Raw genomic sequence first — 24,000 nt, forward strand, 5'->3', positions numbered from 1 at the left:
TGTCTTTAGAAATGTTCTTTGACAGTATATTGCCGCATTATCAGTGTTTATAAGGAAAAATTGATATTGATGGCGGTCACAGCAAATAGTTTGGTAAAATAGGACAAGATACCTGAAAATATCATTTAAAATGCCTTAAAACGATATATAGCAAGCTTATATCCATTTAAGAAAGATTATGAAGGAGGAATTACATGGAAAAAATGCTTGGAGAGGAAAGAAGAAGCTTTATACTATCCTTGCTTAAAGAAAATAACCGTCCTTTTACAGGCAGCGAGCTGTCACGGCTGACAAGTGTCAGCAGACAGATTATTGTCGGAGATATTACCTTGCTGAAGGCAAAAAATGAACCGATTATCGCCACTAGTCAAGGATATTTGTATTTGCAGCAATCTAAACCAGAGCTGCATGAAAAAATCATTGCCTGCAACCACCCTCCCGAAAAAACAGAGGAAGAGTTAAATATCATAGTGGATTTTGGAGTAACAGTAAAAGATGTTAAAATCGAACATCCTGTTTACGGTGATTTAACTGCCTCCATCCTTGTGTCAAACCGGAAGGAAGTACAGCAATTTATGAAAAAGATTAAAAGCACAAATGCTGTCTATCTATCACAGCTGACGTCCGGCATTCATTTACACACATTAACAGCTCCTTCTAAAGAGGCGCTTATTGATGCCGAAACTGCATTGCGAAATGCCGGCTTCTTAATTGGACTAGAAGACTAATTTATTTAAAAAGGGAGCCCAACAATTTTGGGCTCCTTAACTTTTTGCTCCTGCATAAAACGGGTATGATCCGAGCAGCTTTACATCACAGCCAATCGCTTCTAGTTCGGACATTGCACCAGGGATGAGGACATCATCAAGCTCCCGATCAATGTCAATAATAAAGAAGTAATTGCCAAGACCAGTCTTAGTAGGTCTTGATTCAATCTTAACTAAGTTCAGCTTGCGCCATGCGAATGCAGACAAGACTTGATGCAGAGCACCAGACTCATCGGCAGGAAGGGAGACCATTAAGCTAGTTTTATAGCCAAGATGAATGCAGTCAACCGGTTGAAAGGCAGTATCCTTTTTGGAAATAATGATAAAGCGTGTATGGTTATTATCAAAATCATGGATATTCCGTTTGACTATTTCAAGTCCATATTCAACTGCAGTCAATTCATTGCCGATTGATGCAGCAGCGAGGTTGGGATTTTCCTTTATGTATTGAGCTGCGGCTGCTGTTGATGTTGTATTTTCACATCTGATTCCATTCCATTCAGCATGCAAAAACCGGTGACATTGGGCAATCGCATGGGAGTGACTGAATACAACCTCTGCATCTTTCCAACGGTCTTTAAAGTTTGGATGCACCATTAAATGCTGTTTAATTGGAACAGTAATTTCTCCTTTAATCGGAATGTCCACCTCATGAATTAAATAATCCAGCGTGATATTAACAGAGCCTTCTAATGTGTTCTCAACAGGCACAAGAGCAGCCTCTACTTCGCCTTTCATTACAGCATCCATACAATTCGGGATTGTCATATACGGAAGCTTCTCTGCATTTGGAAACATTTTATTTACTGCTATATTCGTAAATGTTGCTTTCGGTCCTAGATACCCTACTTTCAATTTCCTTCTCCTCCAACTTAAAAGCACTATTTATGTATAATTCTGAATTCTCATTGTATAAATGCATCTTTTTTCAAAAAAGAAAAAGGGAGCAGATTATGCTCCTGAGCTTAAAACTTCCACTTTCTCGACAAACTCAAGCATTCGCAGTCTTTCGAGTAATGCATCAATGGATATTTCCATTTCAGCTGTATTTAAGGAAAGGGTCACATTTGCCCGTCCCTGCAGCGGTATAGTCTGATGGATTGTCAATACATTGCATCCTCCTGATGCAACAACATTCAACAGTTTAGAAAGCGTACCTGAACGATCCTCAATATAAAAGAATAACGTAATCAGACGTTCCTTCACGACTGTATGAAAGGGGAAAATTGTATCTCTGTACTTATAAAAGGCACTTCTGCTTAAATCGACTTTTTGAACTGCATCAAAAACAGATTCTGCCTTGCCCCGTTCCAGCAATTCCTTTGCTTCCAATGTTTTCTTCATCGCCTCTGAAAGAACATCCTCACGGACAAGAAAAAAACGCTGGTCCAACTTATTCTGTTTCATTCGCTCAACCTCTCTTAAGCTAAAGGGAAACCTCCATGGGAAGATTCCCATGGAGTCAGCAAATTTAGTTTATTACATAATCTTAAAGGAAAAATTAATCAATGAACTCGAATTCATAATCCATTAATTTAACGATGTCTCCATCCTTAGCACCGCGCTGTCTTAGCTCTTCATCCACACCCATACCTCTCAACTGGCGAGCAAATCTGTTCACAGATTCATCTCTAGAGAAGTCAGTCATCTTGAACAGCTTTTCAATTCCTTCCCCAGTAAGGACAAAGCTTCCGTCAGAGTCTCTAGAAATAAAGAACTGACGCTCATCTGCTTCATGCTTATACAATACGCGGTGAACTCCAGCCTCTTCCTCGACTTCCTCAAGCGGAAATTCTGGTGTGTGCTCTAACTTATCAGCTACTGCAAACAGCAAATCACGTAAACCTGTTCTCGTTAAGGCAGATACTGGGAAGATTGGATAATCCTCTTCGAGTTTTTCCTTGAAGACCTTCAAGTTCTCTTCTGCATCCGGCATGTCCATTTTATTAGCTACAATAATTTGCGGTCTTTCTAAAAGACGCATATTGTATTCCTGGAGCTCCTTATTGATCGTAATATAATCTTCGAAAGGATCTCTGCCTTCAATTGCCGCCATGTCGACAACATGGACAATAACTCTTGTGCGCTCAATATGGCGCAAGAACTGGTGACCTAGGCCGACACCAGAGTGTGCACCTTCAATCAGTCCTGGCAAATCAGCCATAACAAAGCTTCTGCTATCTTCTGTTTCTACCATCCCTAAATTTGGGACGATTGTCGTGAAATGATAATCAGCGATTTTCGGCTTTGCTGCAGACACAACAGAAAGCAATGTTGATTTTCCGACACTTGGAAAGCCAACAAGCCCTACGTCTGCCAATACTTTAAGCTCTAATGTAACTTCACGCTCTTGTCCCGGCTCGCCGTTTTCAGAAAGCTCAGGAGCTGGATTTGACGGGCTTGCAAAGCGTGAGTTACCTCGTCCGCCGCGTCCGCCGCGGGCAATTACAGCCTGCTGGCCGTGCTTCGTCAAATCAGCAATTGTTTCTCCTGTTTCCGCATCAGCAACGACTGTGCCCGGTGGAACCTTAACAATCATATCCTTAGAGTTTTTGCCGTGCTGGTTTTTGCTCATTCCATGCTCTCCGCGGGGTGCCTTAAAGTGGCGCTTATAACGGAAATCCATCAATGTACGCAAGCCTTCTTCCACTTCAAAAATTACATCTGCGCCGTTACCGCCGTCTCCGCCAGCTGGTCCGCCTTTAGGAACATATTTCTCTCTGCGAAAGGCAACCATTCCATTTCCGCCGTCTCCGCCTTTCACGTATATCTTGACCTGATCAACAAACATTTTACAACTTCCTCCTAGTTAGGCAGTATGCCTATGAATCGAAATACAAGTAATGTAGGGAATTTTATGGATGCTGCTTTATTAGCAGCTCTATCGTTAATTCCTCATCTGAAATTTCACTGTTTTGCACGTAAAAACCATCTTGCAGCTCTTCCTGTAAAAAATGGATAAGCTGCTGTTTCTCTTCTATTATTCCGCTAAAATCAAAAAACAATCGGGTTTCCGCCAATTGGGGCTCAATTGACACAGAAAGGTGATTATCGTGATATTTTTTAATGCTGCCATCCAAAATGGAAAAAAATCGGCTTGTCCAGCCAGTCAATGCCAAGTCTTCTATGTATCGACACTTTTCATCATTCAGCACTTCGTATTCCAGACGGAATGAATAGTTTTCCCAATTGGAAGTCAGTATTTTTGTCGCAAAAGCAGGGATATCCAAATTGGACAATTTTGCTTCCTGCTGCGCTTCCAAAATAATATCATCAATAATCTCTTCCACGCGGTCTTTTTTGTTTAATGCCATATTTCCTTTAATCAATTGGATTTTATTCAGCCAATCATGGCGTACATGTCTCAAAAATTCGATTCTTTCCCAGTCTTTGTTCATTATCGTACTCCTACACGGTTATTTAGTGTCAGAAGACTTTCTCGTATGTAAGTATAACAAAAAATGAAACGACACGTAAAAATATAGCAAAAAAATGCAAATCTTTTCTTTCAGCACTTAGACAGAGAGCATAAATGCTGTCTGTCTAAGTGCTGAAATAGAATGAAAAAATAAAAGACTGACTCCAAAAGAGCCAGCCTTTTCATAAGAAACTTATGCTTCTTGTGCTACTGGGTATACGCTAACTTGTTTGCGATCACGACCAAGACGCTCAAATTTAACGATTCCGTCAACTTTTGCGAATAGTGTATCATCGCCACCACGACCAACGTTTACTCCTGGATAGATTTTTGTACCGCGTTGACGGTAAAGAATGCTTCCACCAGTTACTAATTGACCGTCTGCACGTTTAGCACCTAAACGTTTAGAAATGGAGTCACGACCGTTCTTTGTAGAACCTACCCCTTTTTTCGATGCAAAAAACTGAAGATCTAATCTTAACATTCGTTCCACCTCCTATTTAATTATATTTGATAGCAACATGCTTGCCATAATCACGTTCAATCGTTTCTAAGGAAACAACCATACCCTCTAAAAGAAGCTGAATTCTTTCTCGGGTATCTTCCGCGATATGTGCAGGTATGCTGCAGCTCAAAAATCCGCCATCTTTGCCTTGCTCAATATCAGGTGTAATGCCTGTAATGGAGATTACAGCATTAATCGCTCCAATGGAGACAGCTGAGACTCCAGCGCAGACAATATCATTCCCGTGATTAGCAAACAAGGCATGACCGCTTATCGTAAATGATTCAATCAAGCCTGAATCTGTTTTGTTAATCGTAATATCGATCATACAAACACCTTACGCGTTGATTTTTTCGATAACAACTTTAGTGTACGGTTGACGATGACCTTGCTTTTTATGATAGTTTTTCTTCGCTTTGTATTTGAAAACGATGATTTTCTTTTGACGGCCTTGTTTTTCAACTTTAGCTGTAACAGTAGCTCCTTCAACAACTGGGCTTCCTACTTTTACATTTTCTCCGCCAACGAAAAGAACACGGTCGAAAGTAACTGTCTCACCAGCTTCACTGTTTAATTTCTCAATGTAGATAGCTTGACCTTCTTCAACTTTGATTTGCTTTCCGCCTGTTTCAATAATTGCGTACATTAAACTGCACCTCCTTGTTAGACTAAGACTCGCCAATCACAGGCGCTTTGTATGAACAAAGTCTTATGTATACCTGTTCCGAGCGGTTGTAGCGTAGCGGGTGCTACAAACAACATTAAAATACTATCATGATTTTTGGATACTGTCAATCAATCGTTTTTGTTTCTAGCTCTCTATTTTTTGGGACCGATATACTTAATATGATAATGAGGAAGAGCGAAGGCTTCTTCGACCAAGTGTATATGAAGGCCGATTGCTTCTTCCAAACGCTTTAAATGGACATTGTTCTCTCCTGCAAACACGTTGATAACCTCGGCTCCTGCTTGAATCTCAACCATTTCATGGTCACTTCTTTGATATTCCCATAATTCACGCTCAAGCTTAAATGCCACACTTTCTGCACTCATGACAGAGCCTGTACCATCACAGACTGGACATTTAGTCTTAACTGCTTCCGCTAATGGAATGATTGTTTTTTTGCGGGTGATTTGTAGTATGCCAAGCTCTGTAAAGCCGACCACACGCGTTTGTCTGCTATCCTTCTGCAGCTCATTTTTGATGATTTCTTCAATTTTCTTTTGGTTTTCCTTTGGCATATCAATAAAATCTATTAAGATAATCCCTGAAAGATCCCTGATTTTCAGCTGTCTTGCCGCTTCTATTGCAGCAAAACGGTTTGCCTCAAAAGCCGTCTGCTCTAAATCATGCTTACCTTCAAATTTACCTGTATTGACATCTATAACTGTCGCTGCCTCTGTTTCATCAATAATAAGATAGGCACCTTTATCAAGCCATACAACTCTCTTCAGGGCATCTTGAATATCTTTGTCCACGTGAAAGGCAGAAAATAAACTTTCTTTATCAGCATGATAGTGGAACTTTAAGTGGGGAAATGCAGTGCTCCATGCTTTTGCTTCTTCTGGAACATCTACAAACACCTCTCCAGATTCCATCTGCTCAAAAATCCGAAACAGCTCTTTTGTAAAATCATCCTTTTCTAACAGCAATGCCGGCCTTTTTGTGCTGGCAGCTTTCTGCATTAAGCGGAGATGCTCCTGTCGTAGACTATCAACTTCTGCTGCAAGCTGGTCTTCTAGCATATCAGCAGCACTTGTTCGGAAAATGAGACCTTCTGGTGCTGATGTCAGTTTTTTGCCAATTGCCCGCATTTGCTTTTGCTTTTTGGGGTCAGCGATTTTTTTTGAAACAGCTATGTAACGTCCTTGCGGCATATAAACAAGGTTTTCCTTCTGCAGTTCAATGATGCCTGTCAGCTTCGGCCCCTTCGTACCAGTCGCATCTTTGACAACTTGAACGAGCAGCTTTTCACCCTGTTTCACATATGCGGAGATGCTCCTGCCTTTTTTATCTTCTAATGCCCTATCGTCCGCAGAATAGGAGCTGAGCTTATCCTTTTGCAAATAGCAATTTTTTTCTTCTCCAATATCGACAAATGCAGCATTCATGCCAGGTATAACCTTTGTTACGAAGCCCGCATAAATATTGCCAACAGCTGACTTTTGCTGGGGCTGCTGAATATACAATCTTTCTAGTCTAGTATCAAGGAGATAAGCAAATCGCTTTTCCCTCGTTTTCATATTCACTAACACCTTTTTCAATACATTCATCCTTTTTTCCCATGATTCTTCTATTGTACCTGAAATAGCTAGATGAAAGGAAGCAGCATAAAGAGATGTCTGGATTGTACCAGACATCTCTTTATTTACCGGTAGAGCAAATCCCCGATTTTTGCCGTAACTAGCTTTTCTGCAAAATAAGCATGAAGCACTTCATTCTCATCTAAGGAGTGACTCACCTTGCCTTTTTTCAGAATAATCGGATGCTTGCAGCCGCGATGGAACCGTTCTAGCACATGAAATACTAGCTCCTCTTCCTTCACCTCTATCGGCATTAGCTTTCTAAGTTCATTTGTCTTGCCATAATATCTCTCCAGCAGAAACCGCAAGAATATATAGCGTCTTTGCTTCCATTCATAAAAAATAGAAAACCACAGAAACAAAAGGATGATCCAGGCATTAAGATTGACGGGCATAAATAAAAGGACGCAAACTAAAAACAGCATAGTGCCTGTAAGAGATAAAAGCAGCGTCCATTTATGAGCAGCAGGAAATGACTTCTTTAAAGATAAGAACAAAAACAGGATTTTCCCTCCGTCCAAAGGCCAGATCGGCAGCAAATTAAAACAGAAAATCATCAAGTTAAATTCTAGAAAGCTGTCAAAAAGATATTCAGACATTAAGCCTTGTTCATGAAGCAAATAACCTAAACCTACCATCCATATATGCTGGATTGGACCTGCTGCTGTAACGATTGCTTCCTCCTTCAACGGTCTGTTTCCATGCTCATCCATTTCTGCCACACCGCCAAAGGGGAGCAGGGCAATCCGTTTAATTCTCCAAGAGAAGGATGCAGCCGCCATTGCGTGTCCTAGTTCATGAACTAAAATGATGAACAGCAGCAAACATAATTCATAAAAATGGGCAGTTATGACGCCTATGCCAATAACAGCCCATAAGAATGGATGTATATAAATGGATTGAAATACTCGGAGGTACTTATTCAAACTCAATCACCTGAATAGGATCGATAAAATCATTGTCTTTTTTAATCGCAAAGTAGAACAAGCCTAATGTCTCATTTGTTCCATACCCGGAAGCTAACCCAACCTTGCTCCCCTTTTTGACAGATTGATAAATATTCACATCAACTTCTTCTAAGTTTCCATACCATGACTCACTTTTGTCACTATGCTGTATAACCACGGTGTTTCCGAACCCCTCTTTCTCGCCGATAAAAGTAACTGTTCCTTCATTCAAAGCCTGAACGCTTGTGTCAATGCCTGTTTCAATTGCCACTCTCTGCCCTGTGTCAGCAAAGTCCTCTAGGATTTTCCCAGACGCCGACAAGGCATACTGCTGTAATTGTTCTTCTCCAGTTGAGTCATCCTCTGCAGTTGACGGTAAAAAAGCAAGCGGCTTTCCAAACTGATCCTCATACCAATTAGAAACAAACGCAAAATTAAACTCCTGATTCATTGCTTGTCTTATTGATGTTTCAGCTTTTTGAAAGGCAGGAGATTGATTCCTCACGACAATTGCCACTATTAAAAACAGGACAGCAGCACCGAGGATTTTTAATAAAAATAAGTCCTTCCGAAACAGCGGATGAAAATCATCCTCTTTTTTATCGTTTTCAAAATAGAAAGTATTGTGGTCGCCAGATTCCTCCTCATCATTCCAAAGAACCCTTCTCTCCACATTTTTCTGCATTCTCTCTCGTTCTTTCTTTCTCTTTTCGATTCTTCTTCGGATTTCATCTGCCCGTGAACTCACAAATCTTTCCTCCCTAACACTTGTCCTAATACTCCCATTCTATGAAAAGGCTGAACAGAGTATGACAGGACAATCATAATTTTCTTTAGCTAAAATCATGAAGTTATCTGTTAATGTTGGCATTATCACAAGCAATTTTGTTATTATTAATGTAACTGTTTATGGAATTCAATGGCTAAGGCAAGCGATTCGTAAGTGTCTTACGTCAATTTACATAATCGTTAATTAGAAGGAGGTCTTTCATGGACAATTGGATTACACACACAATGGAGGAATTTGGTTACATCGGGATACTATTACTAATAACTTTGGAAAATATCTTTCCTCCAATTCCGTCCGAAATTATTCTGACATTCGGTGGTTTCATGACAACCTATACAGATATGACAGTATTAGGAGTTGTTGCAGTCTCCACAATCGGTTCCGTGCTTGGTGCTGTTATTCTTTATTGGGTTGGAACACTATTAAACATGGAAAAGATAGAGAGTATAGTAGATAAATGGGGACATATTATAAGACTGACAAAAGAAGACGTACATAAAGCAAACGGCTGGTTTGAAAAATACGGGTATTGGACTGTCTTTTTCTGCCGTTTTATCCCGCTGATTAGAAGCTTGATTTCTTTGCCGGCAGGAATGGCAAAAATGAACTTCGCCATCTTCCTTGTGTTGACTTCCCTCGGTACACTGATATGGAACTTTGTGCTGATTCGAATCGGAGCTGCTGTAGGTGATTCATGGGAAACAATTGTCGGCTATATGGACATTTACTCGAACATCATTTATGCCATTATTGCGATTGCCATCATTGCTTTCCTATTCTTGTATATTCGCAAACGCCTTGTAAAATCATAAGAAAGCAACAGCCCCCTAAGTAATAATAGGGGGCAAGATTCATCCATTTAATTACATACTTTAGAGGAGGAATAGCATGGAGGTTTTCGCCGAATATTTAGCAAATATTGATAACCCGCAGCATCGGGAGCGCACAGAAGAAGTATTAAATTGGGTAGGAGAAAAATATCCAAATTTAGTGCCCAAAGTAGCATGGAAGCAGCCGATGTTTACGGATCATGAAACATTTATAATCGGCTTCAGCATTGCAAAGCATCATATGGCGGTAGCTCCTGAAAAGGTTGTTATCGAGCGGTTTACAAACGACATTAAAGAGTCTGGCTATGATCACACAAACCAATTAATACGCATGAAGTGGGATAGTCCAGTTGATTACTCATTGCTTGAAAAACTAATTGAATTTAATATTGCTGATAAAGCGGACTGCACAACTTTTTGGCGGAAATAATGAAACAGCTTTGAGTAAAGCTGTTTTTATTTTGCTCTTATTCGGATTCATAAAACGATAGCTTGAAGGTCATAATAATAGAATGTTTTGGAGGTGGGTTAATGGATAAAAAAGACTTTCAACAAATTTATAAAGAATATAAACACCAAGGAGAAGAACAAGCCCAATTAGAAGTTGTTGAAGAGATTAATGCGGGAGTAGAACAAATAGTAGCTGTTCGGAAGAATGACGATGATGATATTATCGCTTTTAAAACAAGCAGCGGAAGAGAATTAGATTACCTTACTGCTCTGGGTGAAGCAAAAGCAGGAAAGTTAGCTCACGTCGACGTGTTTCATAAGTATGGCAGGGATATTATACGCAGTGAACCTGATGGTATTAAGGAAAATAATTTAGATCAATTACCTTCCTTTTAACAGCTGATGATTGTAAGTTGCTATTGTCTAAATAAAAAAACTGCCGACAAACTAAGTTTGTCGGCAAGCTTATTATTTTGCGCCAAAGAACATTTTAATGCGGGCAAATACACCTTTTGATTCTTCTTCTAAGTGCTGAAGCGGTACAGTTTCCCCTAAAATTCTTCTTGCGATACTGCGGTATGCAAGGGATGATTTGCTGTTCGGATTAAGTGCGATTGGCTCGCCGCTGTTTGAAGCTTTAATGACTTCATCATCATCTGCTACTATTCCAAGCAAATCAATGGAAAGATGTGAAGTTACTTCATCGATGTCAAGCATGTCACCGCTTTTCATCATATGATTTCTAATACGGTTAATAACAAGCATCGGTCTTTCAATATGATCTTCTTTTTCTAAAAGGCCAATAACCCTGTCAGCGTCACGGACAGACGATACTTCCGGTGTTGTAACAACGATCGCTTTATCCGCACCTGCAACGGCATTTTTATAGCCTTGTTCAATCCCTGCCGGACAATCGATGATTATATAATCATAATCCTGCTTTAATTTAAGGACAAGCTCCTTCATTTGCTTTGGCTGAACTGCTGTTTTATCACTTGTTTGCGCAGCAGGAAGCAAATAAAGCAAATCATCAAATCTTTTATCTTTAACCAGCGCTTGATGAATTTTGCATCTTTCCTCCACAACATCCACCAAGTCATAAATAATTCTATTTTCCAATCCCATTACAACATCAAGATTGCGAAGACCTATATCTGTATCGATTAAACACACTCTTTTTCCTTGCAATGCAAGAGCAGTTCCTATATTAGCTGATGTGGTGGTTTTTCCGACTCCACCCTTTCCAGACGTTACAACGATAGCTTCACCCATTATTTTGTCCCCCTTCCAATTTTGTCAAATTCGGCCTTAGGTGTGTCAACACTTGTAATCTATCAATCATTATTTCACTGTTATCGACATAAGCGCATTCCATATCCCGCTTTTCACCAGCAGGATACTCATCAGGAGCACGGGTAATTAAGTTATGAATTCGCAGCTGTGTGGGCCTCATGACAGATGCTGCGACAATCGCTTTCTCATTACCATTGACACCTGCATGTGCCACACCTTTCAAGCTTCCCATAATATAAATATTGCCTCCTGCTACTACTTTCCCGCCAGGATTGACATCACCTATCAGCAGTAAATCACCTGGAACCTCCAAAACTTGCCCCGACCGGACAATGCTGGCAACGGATACAATGTCCGACTCTTCAACCATTTTTTCCGCTTCCGATTTTGTGATAATATTGCTGTTTATATCTTGGACAGAGAGATTTTTCTTCGATTGAATCGCCTCAATCAGCTCTTCTTTCTGATCCTCTGTTATGTATCTATTGCCAAGCTCTACATTAACCGTAATGTTCTGCTTTTCCCCGTGCATGTTTGAGCTTTCACGAAGCTTGCCATCAAGCTCCCTCATCATGTCTTCATAGGAACAGTTATCATGGAGATGAAGGCTTAAGCCATTTTTTGTCCCCTTAATGGTTACTAACTGCTTTCTTTTCATTTCAAGATGTTCACCTCTGCTAGAAAAAGGAATGATCCTTATTAAGTCTATCTAAAAAAATTAGTCTTGTTCCTGCTATATATTCGACAAAACATTATAAAAATCCTCTTTTATGGTGAGGAAGAATTGAAAAATAGGCATTAAATGATGGCAATACTAGAAAAATCCCTTCCCATAAAGCAAAAAAACGCTTTATGAAAAAGGGTTATTTCCGTACCATTAACATGCAATATTAATCATTGCTTTCCCCAGCATACTTTTCAAAAATACGCTTATATGGGTATGCTGCAATCACAAGAAAAATCGCGTTTAATAATAACGTTGGGACAAGGCGTAATTTAAGAAAGTCAGCAAATTCCATGCTTGTCAAATGAATAAGAAAGTTCATTTCATATACAATCAGTTCTAATATGCTGATACCCAATAAAGATATCACGGAAACCACTAGCAAATTGGCATGCAGCACCTTCATTATTTTGCTGAGCAAATAGATGGTGAATGGAAATACAAAAAAATAGATTCCAAGTACTTCCGTATACACAACATCTACTAGCAACCCAAAAACAAATGCATAGATGATGGCCAAGTTGCGGTTTGCATAAATGGAGAAAAAGAAAATAGTAATAATTAAAAAGTGCGGCACTAAAATTTTATTTGATAAAATTTCCCCAGGCAGCAGCTCGACAAAGATGCTCTCGAGGATGAACATTAACGCAATTAGACATCCGATCCGAAACTTCCTCATTTGTCTTCCTCGCCGCTCTCCCGTTTTACGACAAGAACATGTTCAATATCATAAAAATCTGCTGACGGCTCAATATAAGCCTTTTTCGCTAACCCGTATTCGTCCGATTCAACCTTGACTACTTTCCCGATTGCTAAATCAGGTGGGAATACTCCGCCAAGACCTGATGTGGAGACGATTTGTCCCTTTTTCACTTTCAGACCGTCGGGAACTTCCTCCCATGTCATAATAAGGTTTTTCGATTCTTTATCATAATCTTCAATTAATCCAAATACAGATGTTTTTTTATTTTTATCTTTTGTGTTCTCATCCTTTTGTATATAGGCAGAGATTCTGTTTGAAGGGTCTTCCGAACTTAACAGCTGGACAGTGGCTGTATTAGCACTGACAGATTTCACCTTTCCGATTAAACCTGCAGATGTGATGACAGCCATATCGGCTTCCACGCCATCGTTTTTACCTCTGTTAATCGTAATCAGTTCATTCCATTGGTAAGGGTCTCTGCTGACGATTGTTGCCTTTAGGTAACCACTGTCATTTAAAGAAGGATATTCGTCGACAATCTTCTGCAATTCTTCATTATCCTTTTGCAAACCCTGCACCTGTGCTTTTAAAACTCCATACTCTTCTATCTTTGCTTTTAATTCTTTGTTTTCTTGATATGTATCTTGCAAGTCTTTTACATTATCAATGACACCTGCCACATAGTGGACAGGCCTTGAAACTAGGGTTTGCACCCAGCCGGTCGTGTCTTTAATAAACTGTTCCGGCCAGGTAAGCTTTGAACGGCTCAAAGAAAACCCTATCAATGCCACGAGAATAATAATGCTAACAAGCAAAATAATCAATCGTTTATTCATAAAAAACTGTGGCATGACAAAACACCTCTAAAGGAATTATCGTGAATCTTTTGCTTTGTTTTTGAACAGATGGATGTGATCAAGGGCTTTTCCAGTTCCGGTTGCCACACAATCTAGTGGATCCTCTGCAATAACGACAGGCATTTTTGTCTCTTCACTGATAATCTTATCCAAGTTGCGAAGAAGCGCACCGCCTCCAGTAAGGACGATACCTCTGTCCATAATATCAGCTGCAAGTTCTGGAGGAGTTTTCTCCAATGTTACCTTCACTGCGTCCACAATTGCTGCAACTGTGTCTTTTAAGGCAATCGCAATTTCTTCTGCCGTGATTTTGATTGTTTTTGGAAGACCTGTCAGCAAGTCTCGGCCGCGGATATCCATGTTTTCCATTTCTCCCGGGCTGCCTGCACTGCCGATTTCCACTTTGATGCTTTCTGATGTTCTTTCACCGATCATCAAGTTATATGTTTTGCGGATATAATTTACAATAGCATCGTCCATTTCATCACCGGCGATACGGATTGATTGGCTTGTTACGATACCACCCAATGAAATGATTGCCACTTCGGTTGTACCTCCACCAATGTCAACAACCATGCTACCTGTCGGCTCCCATACAGGAAGGTTAGCTCCAATCGCTGCTGCAAACGGCTCTTCGATTGTATATGCATCTCGGGCTCCCGCTTGGCGTGTCGCGTCGATAACAGCCCTTTCTTCTACTGCTGTGATGCCTGAAGGCACACAAACCATCACATAAGGTTTTCCAGAGAAATACCCTTTGTTTTTTGTAGCTTGTTTAATATAGTACTTCATCATTGTAGCTGTTGTTTCGTAATCAGCAATAACTCCATCTTTCATTGGTCGAAGTGCAACCACATTTCCAGGTGTTCTTCCGATCATGTTCTTTGCATCATTTCCGACTGCAACGATGCTTTTCGTATCTGTTTGCAGTGCGACAACAGATGGCTCTCTTACAACAATCCCCTTCCCTTTTACATAAACTAATGTGTTCGCTGTTCCTAAATCAATTCCAAGGTCTCTTGTTCCAATTCCAAACATATTGTATCTCCCTTTCTGAAACTAAATGCTATTTTTTAAGCAGGTAGATTTTCTCCTTGTTATCATAATCATATATTTTTTGTCATATTCAGACATATTTAGGCAAAAAAATCATAAACAATATTATATCTTAAATATGGATAAAAGAACAGTCTCATATATATCCTTTTTCCTTTAGACTAACAAATTTATTTTCCCCAATAATGATATGATCGAGCAAATCTATCCCGATGATTTTTCCGCTTTCCGCCAGTCTCCTTGTTACCTCCACATCCTCCCTGCTTGGAGAAGGATCACCGGATGGGTGGTTATGCAGGCAAATGACCGAAGCTGCTGAACGCTTAATTGCCTCCTTATATACCTCTCTAGGATGAACGATGCTCGCATTCAAGCTGCCAATAAAAATTGTCTGCTTATGCATGACAATGTTTTTCGTATTGAGGTACAAGCAGATAAAATGCTCCTGTGACAGGAATCTCATTTCATCCATCATGTATTTGGCGGCATCCTCAGGAGAGCGTATTGTATATCTCCCATTAAAGGCAAGCTTTGAAACACGCCCGCCCAGCTCCAAAGCCGCCAAAAGCTGCAACCCTTTGGCCGTTCCGATGCCCTTAATCGCCTTTAGCTCGTCCAATGTCGCATCCTTCAAGGTTCTTAAACCATTGAAGTGATGGAGCAGTCTGTTGGCAACATCCAAAGCTGATTCTTCCTTTGAACCAGTCTGAATAAGGATGGCAATCAGTTCATTATTGGACAGGCTTTCAGCCCCTTTAAGCATAAAACGTTCCCTGGGCCGCTCCTCTTCCGGATAGTCTTTCATTAATATAGAGTCCATGCTTATATTATCCTCCTATCACCTATTCTATGAAGAGAACAGAGATGGGGGTGTTAACCTTTTTAATGAGGCATGTCAAATCCAAGGGCCCGCAGCTCGCGGATGGTCCTGGATATCGGCAGTCCAACTACCGTAAAATAATCTCCTTTGATTTCTTTCACTAAAAGTCTGCCTACTCCTTGAATGCCATAGGCACCAGCCTTATCAAACGGTTCCCCGGTGTCGAGATATGCGTTTATTTCTGCATCTGTCAATTCCCAAAACAGAACATTTGTTTTTTCAAAAAAAGCAGTATGCTTTCCATTCACCGCGATGGATACACCTGTATATACGGCGTGCTCCGCCCCGGACAATGCCTTTAAGGTCTGATACGCATCTTGTCTGGAAGCAGGTTTACCGAGAACATTCCCATTATGGTATACAATCGTATCCGCACCTAAACAATAGCTGTCTGGATTCGCCTTTGAGATAGCGTCCGCCTTTCTTCTGGCCAATTCCATCACTATTTCTCCAGGTGCAAGGGAGTTGTCAAAGCTTTCATCTGCGTCACTGCTGGAAACTTCAAAAGATATATGAAGATCTTCAAGGAGCGCTTTTCGTCGAGGAGAAGATGAGGCTAATATGAGGGTTTTCTTAATCATGATTCCACCAACCTAACATTTCATAATGGGAGATACAAACCTATCCTATCAAAGAATACATACAGATACAATTTTCAACGAGAATTTTTTAACAAATAGTAAATGAAATGTAACATGACGTAATATGTAGAAATATATCGAAAATTCCCTTTAGCTTCTCTTCCTAAATATGACGTAAACATCATGCAATTAGTTTCAGGAGAGTTGCAAATTTCGCCAAGAAAAATAAAGGAAGCATTTTGCTCCCTTTATTATTTCCCAGGTAATATAAAGTTTATGAACCAATTTCGACATAGTTTGCCAAAAAAGCTAAAAGTGACTTTTGAACAGCTTCTTGATTGGCTGCGCTGCTGTCCTGTCCGAGGGCAGCTGCACCTTTTACTCCTGATGCAAGACCTTCGGCTGCTTTCTTGATGGAAGCTTCCTTAAATTCACTTATTTTCATCTCATCAAGAATCTTTTGCTGATCACTTAGTTTTTTCGCTGTATCTTCCTGGATTGTGCCGCCAGCATATGCAGCTGTTAAAGCGTCGCTTGCAGCACCGTATATTTCTGGTGCAGCATCAAGGAACTGCTTTTCTGTTGAAGTCACCTTACCTGCTTCGCCTCCCGGAAACACCATTTCCTTGGCAAATGCAGATGCTCCGTCTGCTTCTTTTTCTGTTTTCATGCTTTTCGCATTGTCTATATCAGCAGCTATGCCTAGGTAAATCGCAAACTTCCCATCTATCGGCACCTTTTGGGCAACAATGCCTTTCTCTGTAAGTCGGTCCACCTCTTTATCTGCTCCACCCTCTGCTGTGTAAATGTTATTCTGTACAACAAAGGTGCTGATTTCTGCTTTTGTTGCCGCAACTGTGCCTGCTGCAGCTTCACCGGTATTATCCGTGCCTGCTGATTGTGCAGGTGCACTTGCATTATTGCCTGCGATTGCTGCCTTATCTGTATCGACCATTTTCAGCAGCACGAAACCAAACCCCGTCCCTAGCACAATCGCAAAGAACACAGCAAAAAAAATCGATGCAACCATTCCTTTTGATAGATTTCTTTTGCTGCCTTTTTGCTTCATCTTTGCAAGCATATTGCCCTTGCTTTTCTGGTCAGTCTGCAATTGAAATTCCTTTATGTCGTCGGATTCCTCTTCATCAGCAGCATTAGGAAGAATCCAGTCAAAGCTCTCATCTTCCAGTGCCTCGCTGCCTGCCGCCACTTCCTCTGCAGAATTTTTCGGCAGAATAGAATCCTTGTTATTTACAAAAGCATCCTGCTGTTCATCTGATTTCATTTCATTTTCTTTGTTTTGGAACGGACGGTCTTTTCCGTTGATTTTGATAGTGATCGTTTTGCGGTTCTCCGGCTTTTCTGTCACTCGTCCTACCTCCATTTACTAGTTTTGTTCATCCTATCATACTAGCAAAAAAAAATAACAAGACTTTTGTCGTCTTGTTATAGAATGATTTCGTCAAATTCAGTTTTTATTAGACATAATCAGACTCACTTTTAAGTCCTTATATTGAATCGGCTGTTCCTCGCCTTCACTTGTGCAAAGATTTCGTTTTTCCCCTTTAATGCACACCGCAATCGTTTCATTATTATTTATCGTCACATAGCTGTCGGCAGAGAGCGGGAGGGGATCATCCGTATCTGGATCATTAAATGCACTCATATAACCGTTCTCAACAAGCTCTTCGTACGTAATCCGATCATTTGCACCATGACCGCTTGTGGTAGCTTCCTTGATATAGAAGTCTGCTGCTTCCTTCATATTCCATGCATTAGCAACAAATGACTTGTCTCTCATATCATGGATTACCTTTATGACAGATGGGACTGCAATTGCCGCAAGGATACCTATAATGACAATTACTGCAAGAAGCTCTACAAGGGTCAATCCTCGTTCATTGAGTCTAGTATATAGCAATCTATTCGTTTTACTCATCTTCCTCTGTAGACACCCCAGCAAATGGGTTCTTCCTGTCTGCTGAAGCAGGGCTTTCCATTGACGGCAAGTCATTGATCAAGTCTTCCAGCTCTGGATAGTAGTAAATGGATACAGTCATTTCAAATTCGATTTTCTGGTCATTGTCTTCCACTTCCATTACTTCCTTCGTTCCAGTAATTTTTAAGGAATCAATATCCATAATCCGTTTTGAGGACTGCAGCTCTTCCAGCAATTTCTCCAGGTCGAAATAGGTGTTAGCCTCTCCTAATATATTAATGGCTGTTTTCTTAATGCCATTTGGCAACGTTGTTTCAGAGGCTGCAGCATCATTTTCTGATTCGTCACCTGCCTGTTTATTGGCATCATCAATAGCTTTATCAGCTGTTGTTAAATCTTCCTCTGTCACCGTTTCGTCTGAATCTGTACCATTCAGCTTTATTTCAATAAGATTCGTGTCGGAAATAATTTCTGCTTTTTCTATTTCCAGGAGTGCCTGTTCAAGCAGTCTTTTAACAGGAACCTGCTGCTGTAGCTGAACAGTGCTTGTTTTAGTGCTTTCTTTAGCTGCTTTAATTTTCGAATCAAGAATCGTGACCTGCTGCTCCACAAGCTGAAGCTCTGTCTCTTTTGTGTCCACCTGGTTAGATAGCGGCTGTAAGTATGCAAAATAAACATAAGCACCAGCACCTAAAATAAGCAAAGCAGAAAGCAGGAACAAAAACAGCGATCTGTTTTCACCTAATCTCATGGGGACTCCTCCCCTTCTTCATTCTTTGCTGCTGCCGTTAAACCAGCAGTTGTAAACAATATTTCATAGGAAGCATAATATCTTGGTTCAATATCGCCTTCCTTCAGTGTTTCAATAGCCTCGTCTATCTCTTCACTCACTTTGCCTTCTAATATATCCGTAGATTTGCTGTCTACCAATATCGCTTCATCGACCCAGCTGTATTGCAGAATCGAATTCAAATAATACGCAGCATCACTTTTTGTATCGAACTGTACTTTAAGCGTAACTTTTTGCTTTTCACTCACTTCCAGTTCTTGAATAAATCCTCTATTAGGCAGAATAGCTGTGAGCTGTTTCAAAAGGAAAACATTGTCCACTTTTTGTTCATTCGCCCAAGTGATGGCATTCTTCAAGTCCTTTGCAGAATCTGATTCTTGATAGTTTTTCAAGCTGGCCTCTGAAGACTTTACAATATTATTGGAAAGTACAAGGCTATCCTCAACCGAATTCAGCTTTTTCTTGTCATTGGTGTACTGCCAAAAGAACAAGCCTGCAAGCAGGGCAGCAAGAGCTGCTGCTGCAAGAACCCAAACAAGCATGGCTGTTTTCTTAGGCTCTTTTTTAGGAAGGAGGTTAATTTCTACAAGCATGACCTACACCTCTTTTAATCCTAAACCAATGTTGACATGTACGCTCGTTGGTATAGGCTCATCATTCAAACTCGGGCCAAAACCCTTCATCTGTTCTGCATTATCAAATCTTTCCTTAATTTGCTCAACAATTGCAGGCAGCCAAGGATGGTCTCCGGTAATCACTATTTTTTTTACTTGTCTATCTCCCTTGTTGAGAGTATAACGGTAAAAGCTCATTACTTTTTCTATTTCTTTATAGATATCGTCAAGGCCGTTCCAAACTTCCGCTTTATCTCCCGTAAATGTAAGTCCTTCTGATGCATTTTTCTGCACCCACTGCTCATTGTCTACTTCAATAATCAAATGGCGCATAAAAAGCGGATGATGATTTTCAAAAATGCTCACATTTACTGTCTTTAAATCCACTTCAATAATCATCACCCCGTCATTGGACGGCGAGTTGCTTGTATGGTGATAATAACGATAAAGGGCAAGTGCGGAAATATCAGCAGCTGCTGGTTTCAGCTTCACTTCATCAAGAATCTCGGACAGCTCTGCAATATTGTCTTCTGGTGCTGCAAACAGAATGATTTGTTGCTTATTTTTATCTTTTTCTGCTAACAGATGATAATCAAAAACAGGGTTTTCAAACGGCAAATGGATAGACGTCCCCAATTCCATGTATAAGTATCCTTTAATTTCATCAGGGGTTACATCTTCCGGAATGGAAATTTTTCGGATAACCACAGATGAATCAGGAACAAGGAAGCGGACTTGTTTTTTGGCAATTTTCCATTCTTGAATACACTCTTCCAATATCATGGAGAAGGTTTGCAAATCCTGGATTGCACCATCTTGAATCAAGCCTGCCGGCAAGAAACGCTCACCCCAGCTTTGGACAGATGTATCATGGCCGTGCTTTATTTCCACATAGCGGATACAATGGTCTTTCACTGTTAAGTTGACATATTTGCTTTTTCCTAAATTAAATCGTATAGCCATACCTCTGCTCCTTAAAGAAATACATTTAAATACCAATTGATTAAGTCATTGCCATAAAAATAACTCACAAGCGCACCAATCACGATAAACGGACCGAACGGAATCGGCTTGTTTTTTTTCACTTTACCTGCAGCCATGCCAATAAGGCCGCCTGCAGTTCCAAATATGGTGGAAAGGAAGAAGGTCAAAAGGACGAGCTTCATACCAAGCACCAATCCAATAACGGCAAACAGCTTTATATCTCCGCCTCCCATGCCGCCTTTTGAGACCACTGCAATCACATACAAAAGCACAAAACCGACAACTGCCCCAAGCAAGCTGTCCCACCAGGGATCCAACTGAATAAAAATTCGTTCTCCTAACAGCAAGATGCCAAAAAACAGCAGCACCTTATCTGGAATAATCATATATTCTATATCAGAAACAGTGATGATCATCAATAATGAGATGAACGTCCACGCTACAAACAGCTCTGCTTCCCAGCCAAGAATAACAGGGCATAAAACAAAAAGAACACCTGTCAAAAGCTCAAATATAGGATATAAGGGGGAAATCGATGCTTTGCAGCACCTGCATTTCCCCCTTACGAACATATAGCTTAAAACAGGTATTAATTCTAGCGGTGTTAAAGTATGCCCGCAATTCGTACAATGTGATCTTGGCCTAACAATCGATTTCTGCAATGGAACCCTGAGCCCGACAACGTTATAAAAGGAGCCTAGTGTTATTCCGTATAGGAAGATTAGTAGGTAGATCATATTCTATATCCTTAACTAGCTGGAATAGCTGTGCTATTACCGCTAGTCGCTTTTTTAGCATCATTAATTTGTTTTAGAGTAGCATTCGTTATTGTAACAGTTACATTCCCTTTATTTCCTGTACCAGTGAACGTTAATGCACCATTTGCGCCAACAGTTACACTATATGCACCTGTTCCAGTTGTTTTAAATGTATCAACATTTTGAACATATGTTCCTAATTGCTCATTTGTTAAAGTTCCTGTTTGATAATCATTTGCAGAGATATAAGTCTGTGCACTATTCAAAATCTGTACAGCATCTGCTTTAACAGCATCAAAACGAGATTTCTCAATAATATTCGCAATGCTAGGAATAGCAATCGCAGCAATAATACCTAAAATAACGATAACAGCCAAAAGCTCAATTAGCGTAAGACCCTTTTCGTTTTTAATATGTTTTTTTAATAATTGACCCATTTTTAGTTGCTCCTCTTTTAAAAAAGTTATTTATTTTGGTTGTGTACAACCTATTACTATTATACTAGATAAATAGACTCATTCATACAGTTATTTTAAGGAAAATGTCCTATATTTTTTATTGAACGTGGTTGAATATTTCAAACATCGGCACCATGATGGATGTGACGATTGTGCCGACAATTCCGGCAAGGAGCACGATCATAATCGGTTCGATTAAGGACTTCAGTCTGTCTGTGGCACTTTCGACTTCTCTTTCGTAAAAGTCAGCAACTTTTGAAAGCATCGCATCGAGTGAGCCTGTCTCTTCACCGATGGCAATCATTTGGGTCACAAGGGGCGGGAACACCCAGTGTGCTTTCATCGGTGTTGTTAATGATTGACCTTGTTCTAGTGCGCTTCTTGATTTTATAAGCACCTTTGACATCACTTCATTTTCAATGACGGTTTCGACAATCGCGATCGCCTGCAGAATCGGCACGGAACTGGAAAACAGCGAGCTTAATGTTCTTGTCATTCTTGCTAATGCTGCTTTTTGCAAAATTTTACCGAAAACAGGCAGCCGAAGCAGAAAATAATCTAAATAGTATTTTGAAGCTTTATTATTTCGTATCACAAGAATGCTGACAACAAATGCAATCATCAACAGTACAATCAGCCACCAGTATACTTGCATGAATTCACTAGCATTCAGTACAAATTGGGTGATTGCAGGCAATTCACCGCCGAAATCCTTGAACATATCAACAAATGTCGGGACGATGCTTACGAGCAAAAAGATAACGACTATAATGGCAATAATAGCAATCGCGATTGGATAAGTAAGTGCCGAAATAATCTTTTGTTTCGTGAAATGCTGCTTCTCATAATGCACTGCCAGTCTTTCCAATGTCTCGTCCATGCTGCCGCTTGCTTCACCAGCACGTATCATGTTGACAAACATGCTGGAGAACACTTTGCGATGCTTGCTGGCTGCTTGCGAGAGCGGATTTCCGTCACGCAAATCTTGTTCGACAGACAGCAATGCTTTACGAAGGCCTTTGCTTTCTGTCTGCTGTGCAAGAATAGCTGTTGCTTCCACAACAGAAATACCTGCTTTCAGCAATGTGGCAAATTGACGTAAATAAATAACAAAATCCTGCAGCTTAACCGGACTGCCTAGTGTGATTTCCTTTGTAAGCAGTGTTTCGGGAATCTCATTGATTTCCATGACTCTGATTCCTTTTTCCTTCAGCTGCAGCATGGCATCTCTTTTTGACTGTGCTGTAACAATGCCTGTTTTTTTACCTCTGCGGTCTCTTCCTTCATATTTATAACGAGCCATTGCTTTGCTCCTTCTCTTGTAAATATGGAAGTGCAGCTTCTCTTAATACAGCTCCAGCCTGGACGAGCTCCTTCACATTGCTTTCTAATGTATGCATCCCAGCTGCTCTTGATGTCTGCATGATATTTTGAATTTGATGGATCTTTTCGTTGCGGATTAAATTCGCAACAGCTGCATTATTAATTAAGATTTCTGTTGCAGACACCCTGCCCGTCTTGTCTGGTGTTGGAAACAGCCTTTGGGACACGATGCTCACAAGCACAGATGCCAGCTGAATGCGGATTTGATCCTGCTGGGACGGCGGAAACACATCAATAATCCGGTTGATTGTCGCCGGCGCACTAGACGTATGAAGCGTTCCGAGCACAAGATGGCCTGTTTCTGCTGCTGTAATTGCGGTTTGAATTGTTTCTAAATCACGCATCTCGCCGACTAGAATAACATCCGGGTCCTGTCTTAACGAAGCCCGCAGCCCATTGGCGAAATTCTTCGTATCAAAGCCGACCTCTCGCTGATCAATAATGCATTTACCATGCTTATGCAAGTATTCAATCGGATCTTCCAATGTGATAATATGCTTTCTCATCGTCTCGTTCATATAGGAAATCATCGCAGCAAGTGTTGTTGATTTACCGCTTCCTGTCGGTCCTGTAACGAGTATTAATCCTTGCGGCTTTTCACTGATTTTTTTTAAGATTGGCGGCAGCTTCAAATCATCCAAATTGGGTATAGATGTTGGCACCACCCTGATTGCAAGAGCAACACACGCTCTTTGCTTATATGTGTTAACACGAAATCTGGAAACACCTTTTAGACTGTAGGAAAAGTCCAGCTCTCCTTTTTCCGTGAACACATCCCATAACTCCTTAGGAATCATCGCTTTTGCCATCGTTTCTGTATCTGCAGGGGTTAAGCTTTCCTTGCCGTATCGTCTCAGCTCTCCGTTTATACGCATGACAGGAGGCACTCCGACTGTCAAATGGATGTCAGAAGCTTTAAGCTCAAAGCCGACCCGCAGCAAATGGTCGATATTGTTGTACATATTAGCC

30 protein-coding genes and 1 other annotated feature are annotated in these 24,000 nt (G+C 40.5%); of the genes, 4 read left to right on the forward strand and 26 right to left on the reverse strand.

What is annotated here, in order from left to right; translation table 11 throughout:
- The first annotated feature begins 194 nt into the window (after positions 1-194).
- Positions 195-728, forward strand: a complete 534-nt coding sequence (locus L8T27_RS14080; protein ID WP_233313018.1) for a transcription repressor NadR — start codon at positions 195-197, stop codon at positions 726-728.
- A 36-nt stretch (positions 729-764) separates the two neighbouring features.
- Here L8T27_RS14080 and pheA read toward each other — a convergent pair whose 3' ends face one another.
- From pheA to L8T27_RS14130, 10 genes are all read right to left on the reverse strand, one after another.
- Entirely contained in the window at positions 765-1,622 is an 858-nt protein-coding gene (gene pheA, locus L8T27_RS14085) for a prephenate dehydratase (RefSeq protein ID WP_237941751.1), read from the reverse strand.
- Positions 1,623-1,718: 96 nt separating this feature from the next.
- On the reverse strand, positions 1,719-2,174 hold the full coding sequence (locus tag L8T27_RS14090; RefSeq protein ID WP_127737300.1) for an ACT domain-containing protein: 456 nt from the start codon (positions 2,172-2,174) through the stop codon (positions 1,719-1,721).
- 94 nt (positions 2,175-2,268) lie between these two features.
- Positions 2,269-3,558 (reverse strand): GTPase ObgE, encoded by a 1,290-nt coding sequence (gene obgE / locus L8T27_RS14095; RefSeq protein ID WP_233313016.1) that lies wholly within the window; start codon positions 3,556-3,558, stop codon positions 2,269-2,271.
- 64 nt (positions 3,559-3,622) lie between these two features.
- Positions 3,623-4,165, reverse strand: a complete 543-nt coding sequence (locus L8T27_RS14100; protein ID WP_233313015.1) for a Spo0B C-terminal domain-containing protein — start codon at positions 4,163-4,165, stop codon at positions 3,623-3,625.
- A gap of 213 nt (positions 4,166-4,378) precedes the next feature.
- Positions 4,379-4,669, reverse strand: coding sequence for a 50S ribosomal protein L27 (gene rpmA / locus L8T27_RS14105; protein WP_016201696.1), 291 nt, complete (start codon positions 4,667-4,669; stop codon positions 4,379-4,381).
- 16 nt (positions 4,670-4,685) lie between these two features.
- Positions 4,686-5,018 carry a ribosomal-processing cysteine protease Prp gene (locus L8T27_RS14110; RefSeq protein WP_233313014.1) on the reverse strand — a complete coding sequence of 111 codons (333 nt, stop codon included), beginning with the start codon at positions 5,016-5,018 and terminating at the stop codon, positions 4,686-4,688.
- 9 nt (positions 5,019-5,027) lie between these two features.
- Complete coding sequence (rplU, locus tag L8T27_RS14115) at positions 5,028-5,336, reverse strand: 50S ribosomal protein L21 (protein WP_127737291.1); 309 nt, start codon at positions 5,334-5,336, stop codon at positions 5,028-5,030.
- Between the two features lie 15 nt (positions 5,337-5,351).
- Positions 5,352-5,434, reverse strand: a sequence feature (ribosomal protein L21 leader region).
- Between the two features lie 75 nt (positions 5,435-5,509).
- Positions 5,510-7,051 carry an Rne/Rng family ribonuclease gene (locus L8T27_RS14120; protein WP_237941752.1) on the reverse strand — a complete coding sequence of 514 codons (1,542 nt, stop codon included), beginning with the start codon at positions 7,049-7,051 and terminating at the stop codon, positions 5,510-5,512.
- Between the two features lie 8 nt (positions 7,052-7,059).
- On the reverse strand, positions 7,060-7,920 hold the full coding sequence (locus tag L8T27_RS14125) for a M50 family metallopeptidase (protein WP_237941753.1): 861 nt from the start codon (positions 7,918-7,920) through the stop codon (positions 7,060-7,062).
- Complete coding sequence (locus L8T27_RS14130; protein ID WP_233313011.1) at positions 7,913-8,689, reverse strand: M23 family metallopeptidase; 777 nt, start codon at positions 8,687-8,689, stop codon at positions 7,913-7,915. Before L8T27_RS14130 ends, L8T27_RS14125 begins: the two co-directional genes overlap by 8 nt.
- A 242-nt stretch (positions 8,690-8,931) precedes the next feature.
- On the opposite strand from L8T27_RS14130, the gene L8T27_RS14135 reads away from it, so the two are divergent.
- From L8T27_RS14135 to L8T27_RS14145, 3 genes are all read left to right on the forward strand, one after another.
- A complete protein-coding gene (locus L8T27_RS14135) occupies positions 8,932-9,543 on the forward strand; it encodes a DedA family protein (RefSeq protein ID WP_233313010.1) in 612 nt (203 codons plus the stop codon).
- 76 nt (positions 9,544-9,619) lie between these two features.
- Complete coding sequence (locus L8T27_RS14140; protein WP_233313009.1) at positions 9,620-9,991, forward strand: iron chaperone; 372 nt, start codon at positions 9,620-9,622, stop codon at positions 9,989-9,991.
- Between the two features lie 101 nt (positions 9,992-10,092).
- The gene (locus tag L8T27_RS14145) at positions 10,093-10,407 is read left to right on the forward strand and encodes a DUF3892 domain-containing protein (RefSeq protein WP_237941754.1); all 315 of its coding nucleotides are present in this window, start codon (positions 10,093-10,095) and stop codon (positions 10,405-10,407) included.
- Positions 10,408-10,479: 72 nt separating this feature from the next.
- On the opposite strand, the gene minD is transcribed toward L8T27_RS14145, so the two are convergent.
- The 16 genes from minD to L8T27_RS14225 form a co-directional block, all read right to left on the reverse strand.
- A complete protein-coding gene (minD, locus tag L8T27_RS14150; protein ID WP_233313007.1) occupies positions 10,480-11,283 on the reverse strand; it encodes a septum site-determining protein MinD in 804 nt (267 codons plus the stop codon).
- The gene (minC, locus tag L8T27_RS14155; RefSeq protein WP_233313006.1) at positions 11,276-11,962 is read right to left on the reverse strand and encodes a septum site-determining protein MinC; all 687 of its coding nucleotides are present in this window, start codon (positions 11,960-11,962) and stop codon (positions 11,276-11,278) included. Before minC ends, minD begins: the two co-directional genes overlap by 8 nt.
- Before the next feature lie 232 nt (positions 11,963-12,194).
- The gene (mreD, locus tag L8T27_RS14160; RefSeq protein WP_233313005.1) at positions 12,195-12,707 is read right to left on the reverse strand and encodes a rod shape-determining protein MreD; all 513 of its coding nucleotides are present in this window, start codon (positions 12,705-12,707) and stop codon (positions 12,195-12,197) included.
- Positions 12,704-13,582, reverse strand: a complete 879-nt coding sequence (gene mreC / locus L8T27_RS14165; RefSeq protein WP_233313004.1) for a rod shape-determining protein MreC — start codon at positions 13,580-13,582, stop codon at positions 12,704-12,706. Before mreC ends, mreD begins: the two co-directional genes overlap by 4 nt.
- A gap of 21 nt (positions 13,583-13,603) precedes the next feature.
- Positions 13,604-14,626 (reverse strand): rod shape-determining protein, encoded by a 1,023-nt coding sequence (locus tag L8T27_RS14170; protein ID WP_233313003.1) that lies wholly within the window; start codon positions 14,624-14,626, stop codon positions 13,604-13,606.
- Between the two features lie 154 nt (positions 14,627-14,780).
- Positions 14,781-15,464, reverse strand: coding sequence for a RadC family protein (gene radC / locus L8T27_RS14175; protein WP_237941755.1), 684 nt, complete (start codon positions 15,462-15,464; stop codon positions 14,781-14,783).
- 62 nt (positions 15,465-15,526) lie between these two features.
- Positions 15,527-16,105 (reverse strand): Maf family protein, encoded by a 579-nt coding sequence (locus L8T27_RS14180; protein WP_233318412.1) that lies wholly within the window; start codon positions 16,103-16,105, stop codon positions 15,527-15,529.
- A 274-nt stretch (positions 16,106-16,379) separates the two neighbouring features.
- Positions 16,380-17,474 carry a hypothetical protein gene (locus L8T27_RS14185; RefSeq protein WP_237941756.1) on the reverse strand — a complete coding sequence of 365 codons (1,095 nt, stop codon included), beginning with the start codon at positions 17,472-17,474 and terminating at the stop codon, positions 16,380-16,382.
- 99 nt (positions 17,475-17,573) lie between these two features.
- Entirely contained in the window at positions 17,574-18,044 is a 471-nt protein-coding gene (locus tag L8T27_RS14190; protein ID WP_233318408.1) for a type II secretion system protein, read from the reverse strand.
- The gene (locus tag L8T27_RS14195) at positions 18,037-18,795 is read right to left on the reverse strand and encodes a pilus assembly protein PilO (protein WP_233318407.1); all 759 of its coding nucleotides are present in this window, start codon (positions 18,793-18,795) and stop codon (positions 18,037-18,039) included. Before L8T27_RS14195 ends, L8T27_RS14190 begins: the two co-directional genes overlap by 8 nt.
- A complete protein-coding gene (locus tag L8T27_RS14200; protein ID WP_233318404.1) occupies positions 18,792-19,427 on the reverse strand; it encodes a fimbrial assembly protein in 636 nt (211 codons plus the stop codon). The genes L8T27_RS14195 and L8T27_RS14200 overlap by 4 nt, the downstream gene beginning before the upstream one ends.
- A gap of 3 nt (positions 19,428-19,430) precedes the next feature.
- Positions 19,431-20,411 (reverse strand): type IV pilus biogenesis protein PilM, encoded by a 981-nt coding sequence (gene pilM / locus L8T27_RS14205; RefSeq protein WP_237941757.1) that lies wholly within the window; start codon positions 20,409-20,411, stop codon positions 19,431-19,433.
- An 11-nt stretch (positions 20,412-20,422) separates the two neighbouring features.
- On the reverse strand, positions 20,423-21,169 hold the full coding sequence (locus L8T27_RS14210; protein WP_233318400.1) for a prepilin peptidase: 747 nt from the start codon (positions 21,167-21,169) through the stop codon (positions 20,423-20,425).
- Between the two features lie 11 nt (positions 21,170-21,180).
- Positions 21,181-21,627: a prepilin-type N-terminal cleavage/methylation domain-containing protein gene (locus tag L8T27_RS14215; protein WP_237941758.1), complete on the reverse strand. Its 447-nt coding sequence runs from the start codon at positions 21,625-21,627 to the stop codon at positions 21,181-21,183.
- 118 nt (positions 21,628-21,745) lie between these two features.
- The gene (locus L8T27_RS14220; protein WP_237941759.1) at positions 21,746-22,951 is read right to left on the reverse strand and encodes a type II secretion system F family protein; all 1,206 of its coding nucleotides are present in this window, start codon (positions 22,949-22,951) and stop codon (positions 21,746-21,748) included.
- A complete protein-coding gene (locus tag L8T27_RS14225; RefSeq protein WP_233318394.1) occupies positions 22,938-23,993 on the reverse strand; it encodes a type IV pilus twitching motility protein PilT in 1,056 nt (351 codons plus the stop codon). Before L8T27_RS14225 ends, L8T27_RS14220 begins: the two co-directional genes overlap by 14 nt.
- Between the last annotated feature and the right edge of the window lie 7 nt (positions 23,994-24,000).

Origin of the sequence: Niallia sp. Man26 (assembly GCF_022049065.2) — a bacterium.
Taxonomy (GTDB): domain Bacteria; phylum Bacillota; class Bacilli; order Bacillales; family Cytobacillaceae; genus Niallia.

What these genes read in the sequence shown, in the direction of transcription:
- L8T27_RS14080 (WP_233313018.1), top strand. Translation starts at nt 195, where the DNA reads ATGGAAAAAATGCTTGGAGAGGAAAGAAGAAGCTTTATACTATCCTTG.
- L8T27_RS14090 (WP_127737300.1), bottom strand. Translation starts at nt 2,174, where the DNA reads ATGAAACAGAATAAGTTGGACCAGCGTTTTTTTCTTGTCCGTGAGGAT.
- obgE (WP_233313016.1), bottom strand. Translation starts at nt 3,558, where the DNA reads ATGTTTGTTGATCAGGTCAAGATATACGTGAAAGGCGGAGACGGCGGA.
- L8T27_RS14100 (WP_233313015.1), bottom strand. Translation starts at nt 4,165, where the DNA reads ATGAACAAAGACTGGGAAAGAATCGAATTTTTGAGACATGTACGCCAT.
- rpmA (WP_016201696.1), bottom strand. Translation starts at nt 4,669, where the DNA reads ATGTTAAGATTAGATCTTCAGTTTTTTGCATCGAAAAAAGGGGTAGGT.
- L8T27_RS14110 (WP_233313014.1), bottom strand. Translation starts at nt 5,018, where the DNA reads ATGATCGATATTACGATTAACAAAACAGATTCAGGCTTGATTGAATCA.
- rplU (WP_127737291.1), bottom strand. Translation starts at nt 5,336, where the DNA reads ATGTACGCAATTATTGAAACAGGCGGAAAGCAAATCAAAGTTGAAGAA.
- L8T27_RS14120 (WP_237941752.1), bottom strand. Translation starts at nt 7,051, where the DNA reads ATGTCTGGTACAATCCAGACATCTCTTTATGCTGCTTCCTTTCATCTA.
- L8T27_RS14135 (WP_233313010.1), top strand. Translation starts at nt 8,932, where the DNA reads ATGGACAATTGGATTACACACACAATGGAGGAATTTGGTTACATCGGG.
- L8T27_RS14140 (WP_233313009.1), top strand. Translation starts at nt 9,620, where the DNA reads ATGGAGGTTTTCGCCGAATATTTAGCAAATATTGATAACCCGCAGCAT.
- L8T27_RS14145 (WP_237941754.1), top strand. Translation starts at nt 10,093, where the DNA reads ATGGATAAAAAAGACTTTCAACAAATTTATAAAGAATATAAACACCAA.
- minD (WP_233313007.1), bottom strand. Translation starts at nt 11,283, where the DNA reads ATGGGTGAAGCTATCGTTGTAACGTCTGGAAAGGGTGGAGTCGGAAAA.
- minC (WP_233313006.1), bottom strand. Translation starts at nt 11,962, where the DNA reads ATGAAAAGAAAGCAGTTAGTAACCATTAAGGGGACAAAAAATGGCTTA.
- mreD (WP_233313005.1), bottom strand. Translation starts at nt 12,707, where the DNA reads ATGAGGAAGTTTCGGATCGGATGTCTAATTGCGTTAATGTTCATCCTC.
- mreC (WP_233313004.1), bottom strand. Translation starts at nt 13,582, where the DNA reads ATGCCACAGTTTTTTATGAATAAACGATTGATTATTTTGCTTGTTAGC.
- L8T27_RS14170 (WP_233313003.1), bottom strand. Translation starts at nt 14,626, where the DNA reads ATGTTTGGAATTGGAACAAGAGACCTTGGAATTGATTTAGGAACAGCG.
- radC (WP_237941755.1), bottom strand. Translation starts at nt 15,464, where the DNA reads ATGGACTCTATATTAATGAAAGACTATCCGGAAGAGGAGCGGCCCAGG.
- L8T27_RS14180 (WP_233318412.1), bottom strand. Translation starts at nt 16,105, where the DNA reads ATGATTAAGAAAACCCTCATATTAGCCTCATCTTCTCCTCGACGAAAA.
- L8T27_RS14190 (WP_233318408.1), bottom strand. Translation starts at nt 18,044, where the DNA reads ATGAGTAAAACGAATAGATTGCTATATACTAGACTCAATGAACGAGGA.
- L8T27_RS14195 (WP_233318407.1), bottom strand. Translation starts at nt 18,795, where the DNA reads ATGAGATTAGGTGAAAACAGATCGCTGTTTTTGTTCCTGCTTTCTGCT.
- L8T27_RS14200 (WP_233318404.1), bottom strand. Translation starts at nt 19,427, where the DNA reads ATGCTTGTAGAAATTAACCTCCTTCCTAAAAAAGAGCCTAAGAAAACA.
- pilM (WP_237941757.1), bottom strand. Translation starts at nt 20,411, where the DNA reads ATGGCTATACGATTTAATTTAGGAAAAAGCAAATATGTCAACTTAACA.
- L8T27_RS14210 (WP_233318400.1), bottom strand. Translation starts at nt 21,169, where the DNA reads ATGATCTACCTACTAATCTTCCTATACGGAATAACACTAGGCTCCTTT.
- L8T27_RS14215 (WP_237941758.1), bottom strand. Translation starts at nt 21,627, where the DNA reads ATGGGTCAATTATTAAAAAAACATATTAAAAACGAAAAGGGTCTTACG.
- L8T27_RS14220 (WP_237941759.1), bottom strand. Translation starts at nt 22,951, where the DNA reads ATGGCTCGTTATAAATATGAAGGAAGAGACCGCAGAGGTAAAAAAACA.
- L8T27_RS14225 (WP_233318394.1), bottom strand. Translation starts at nt 23,993, where the DNA reads ATGTACAACAATATCGACCATTTGCTGCGGGTCGGCTTTGAGCTTAAA.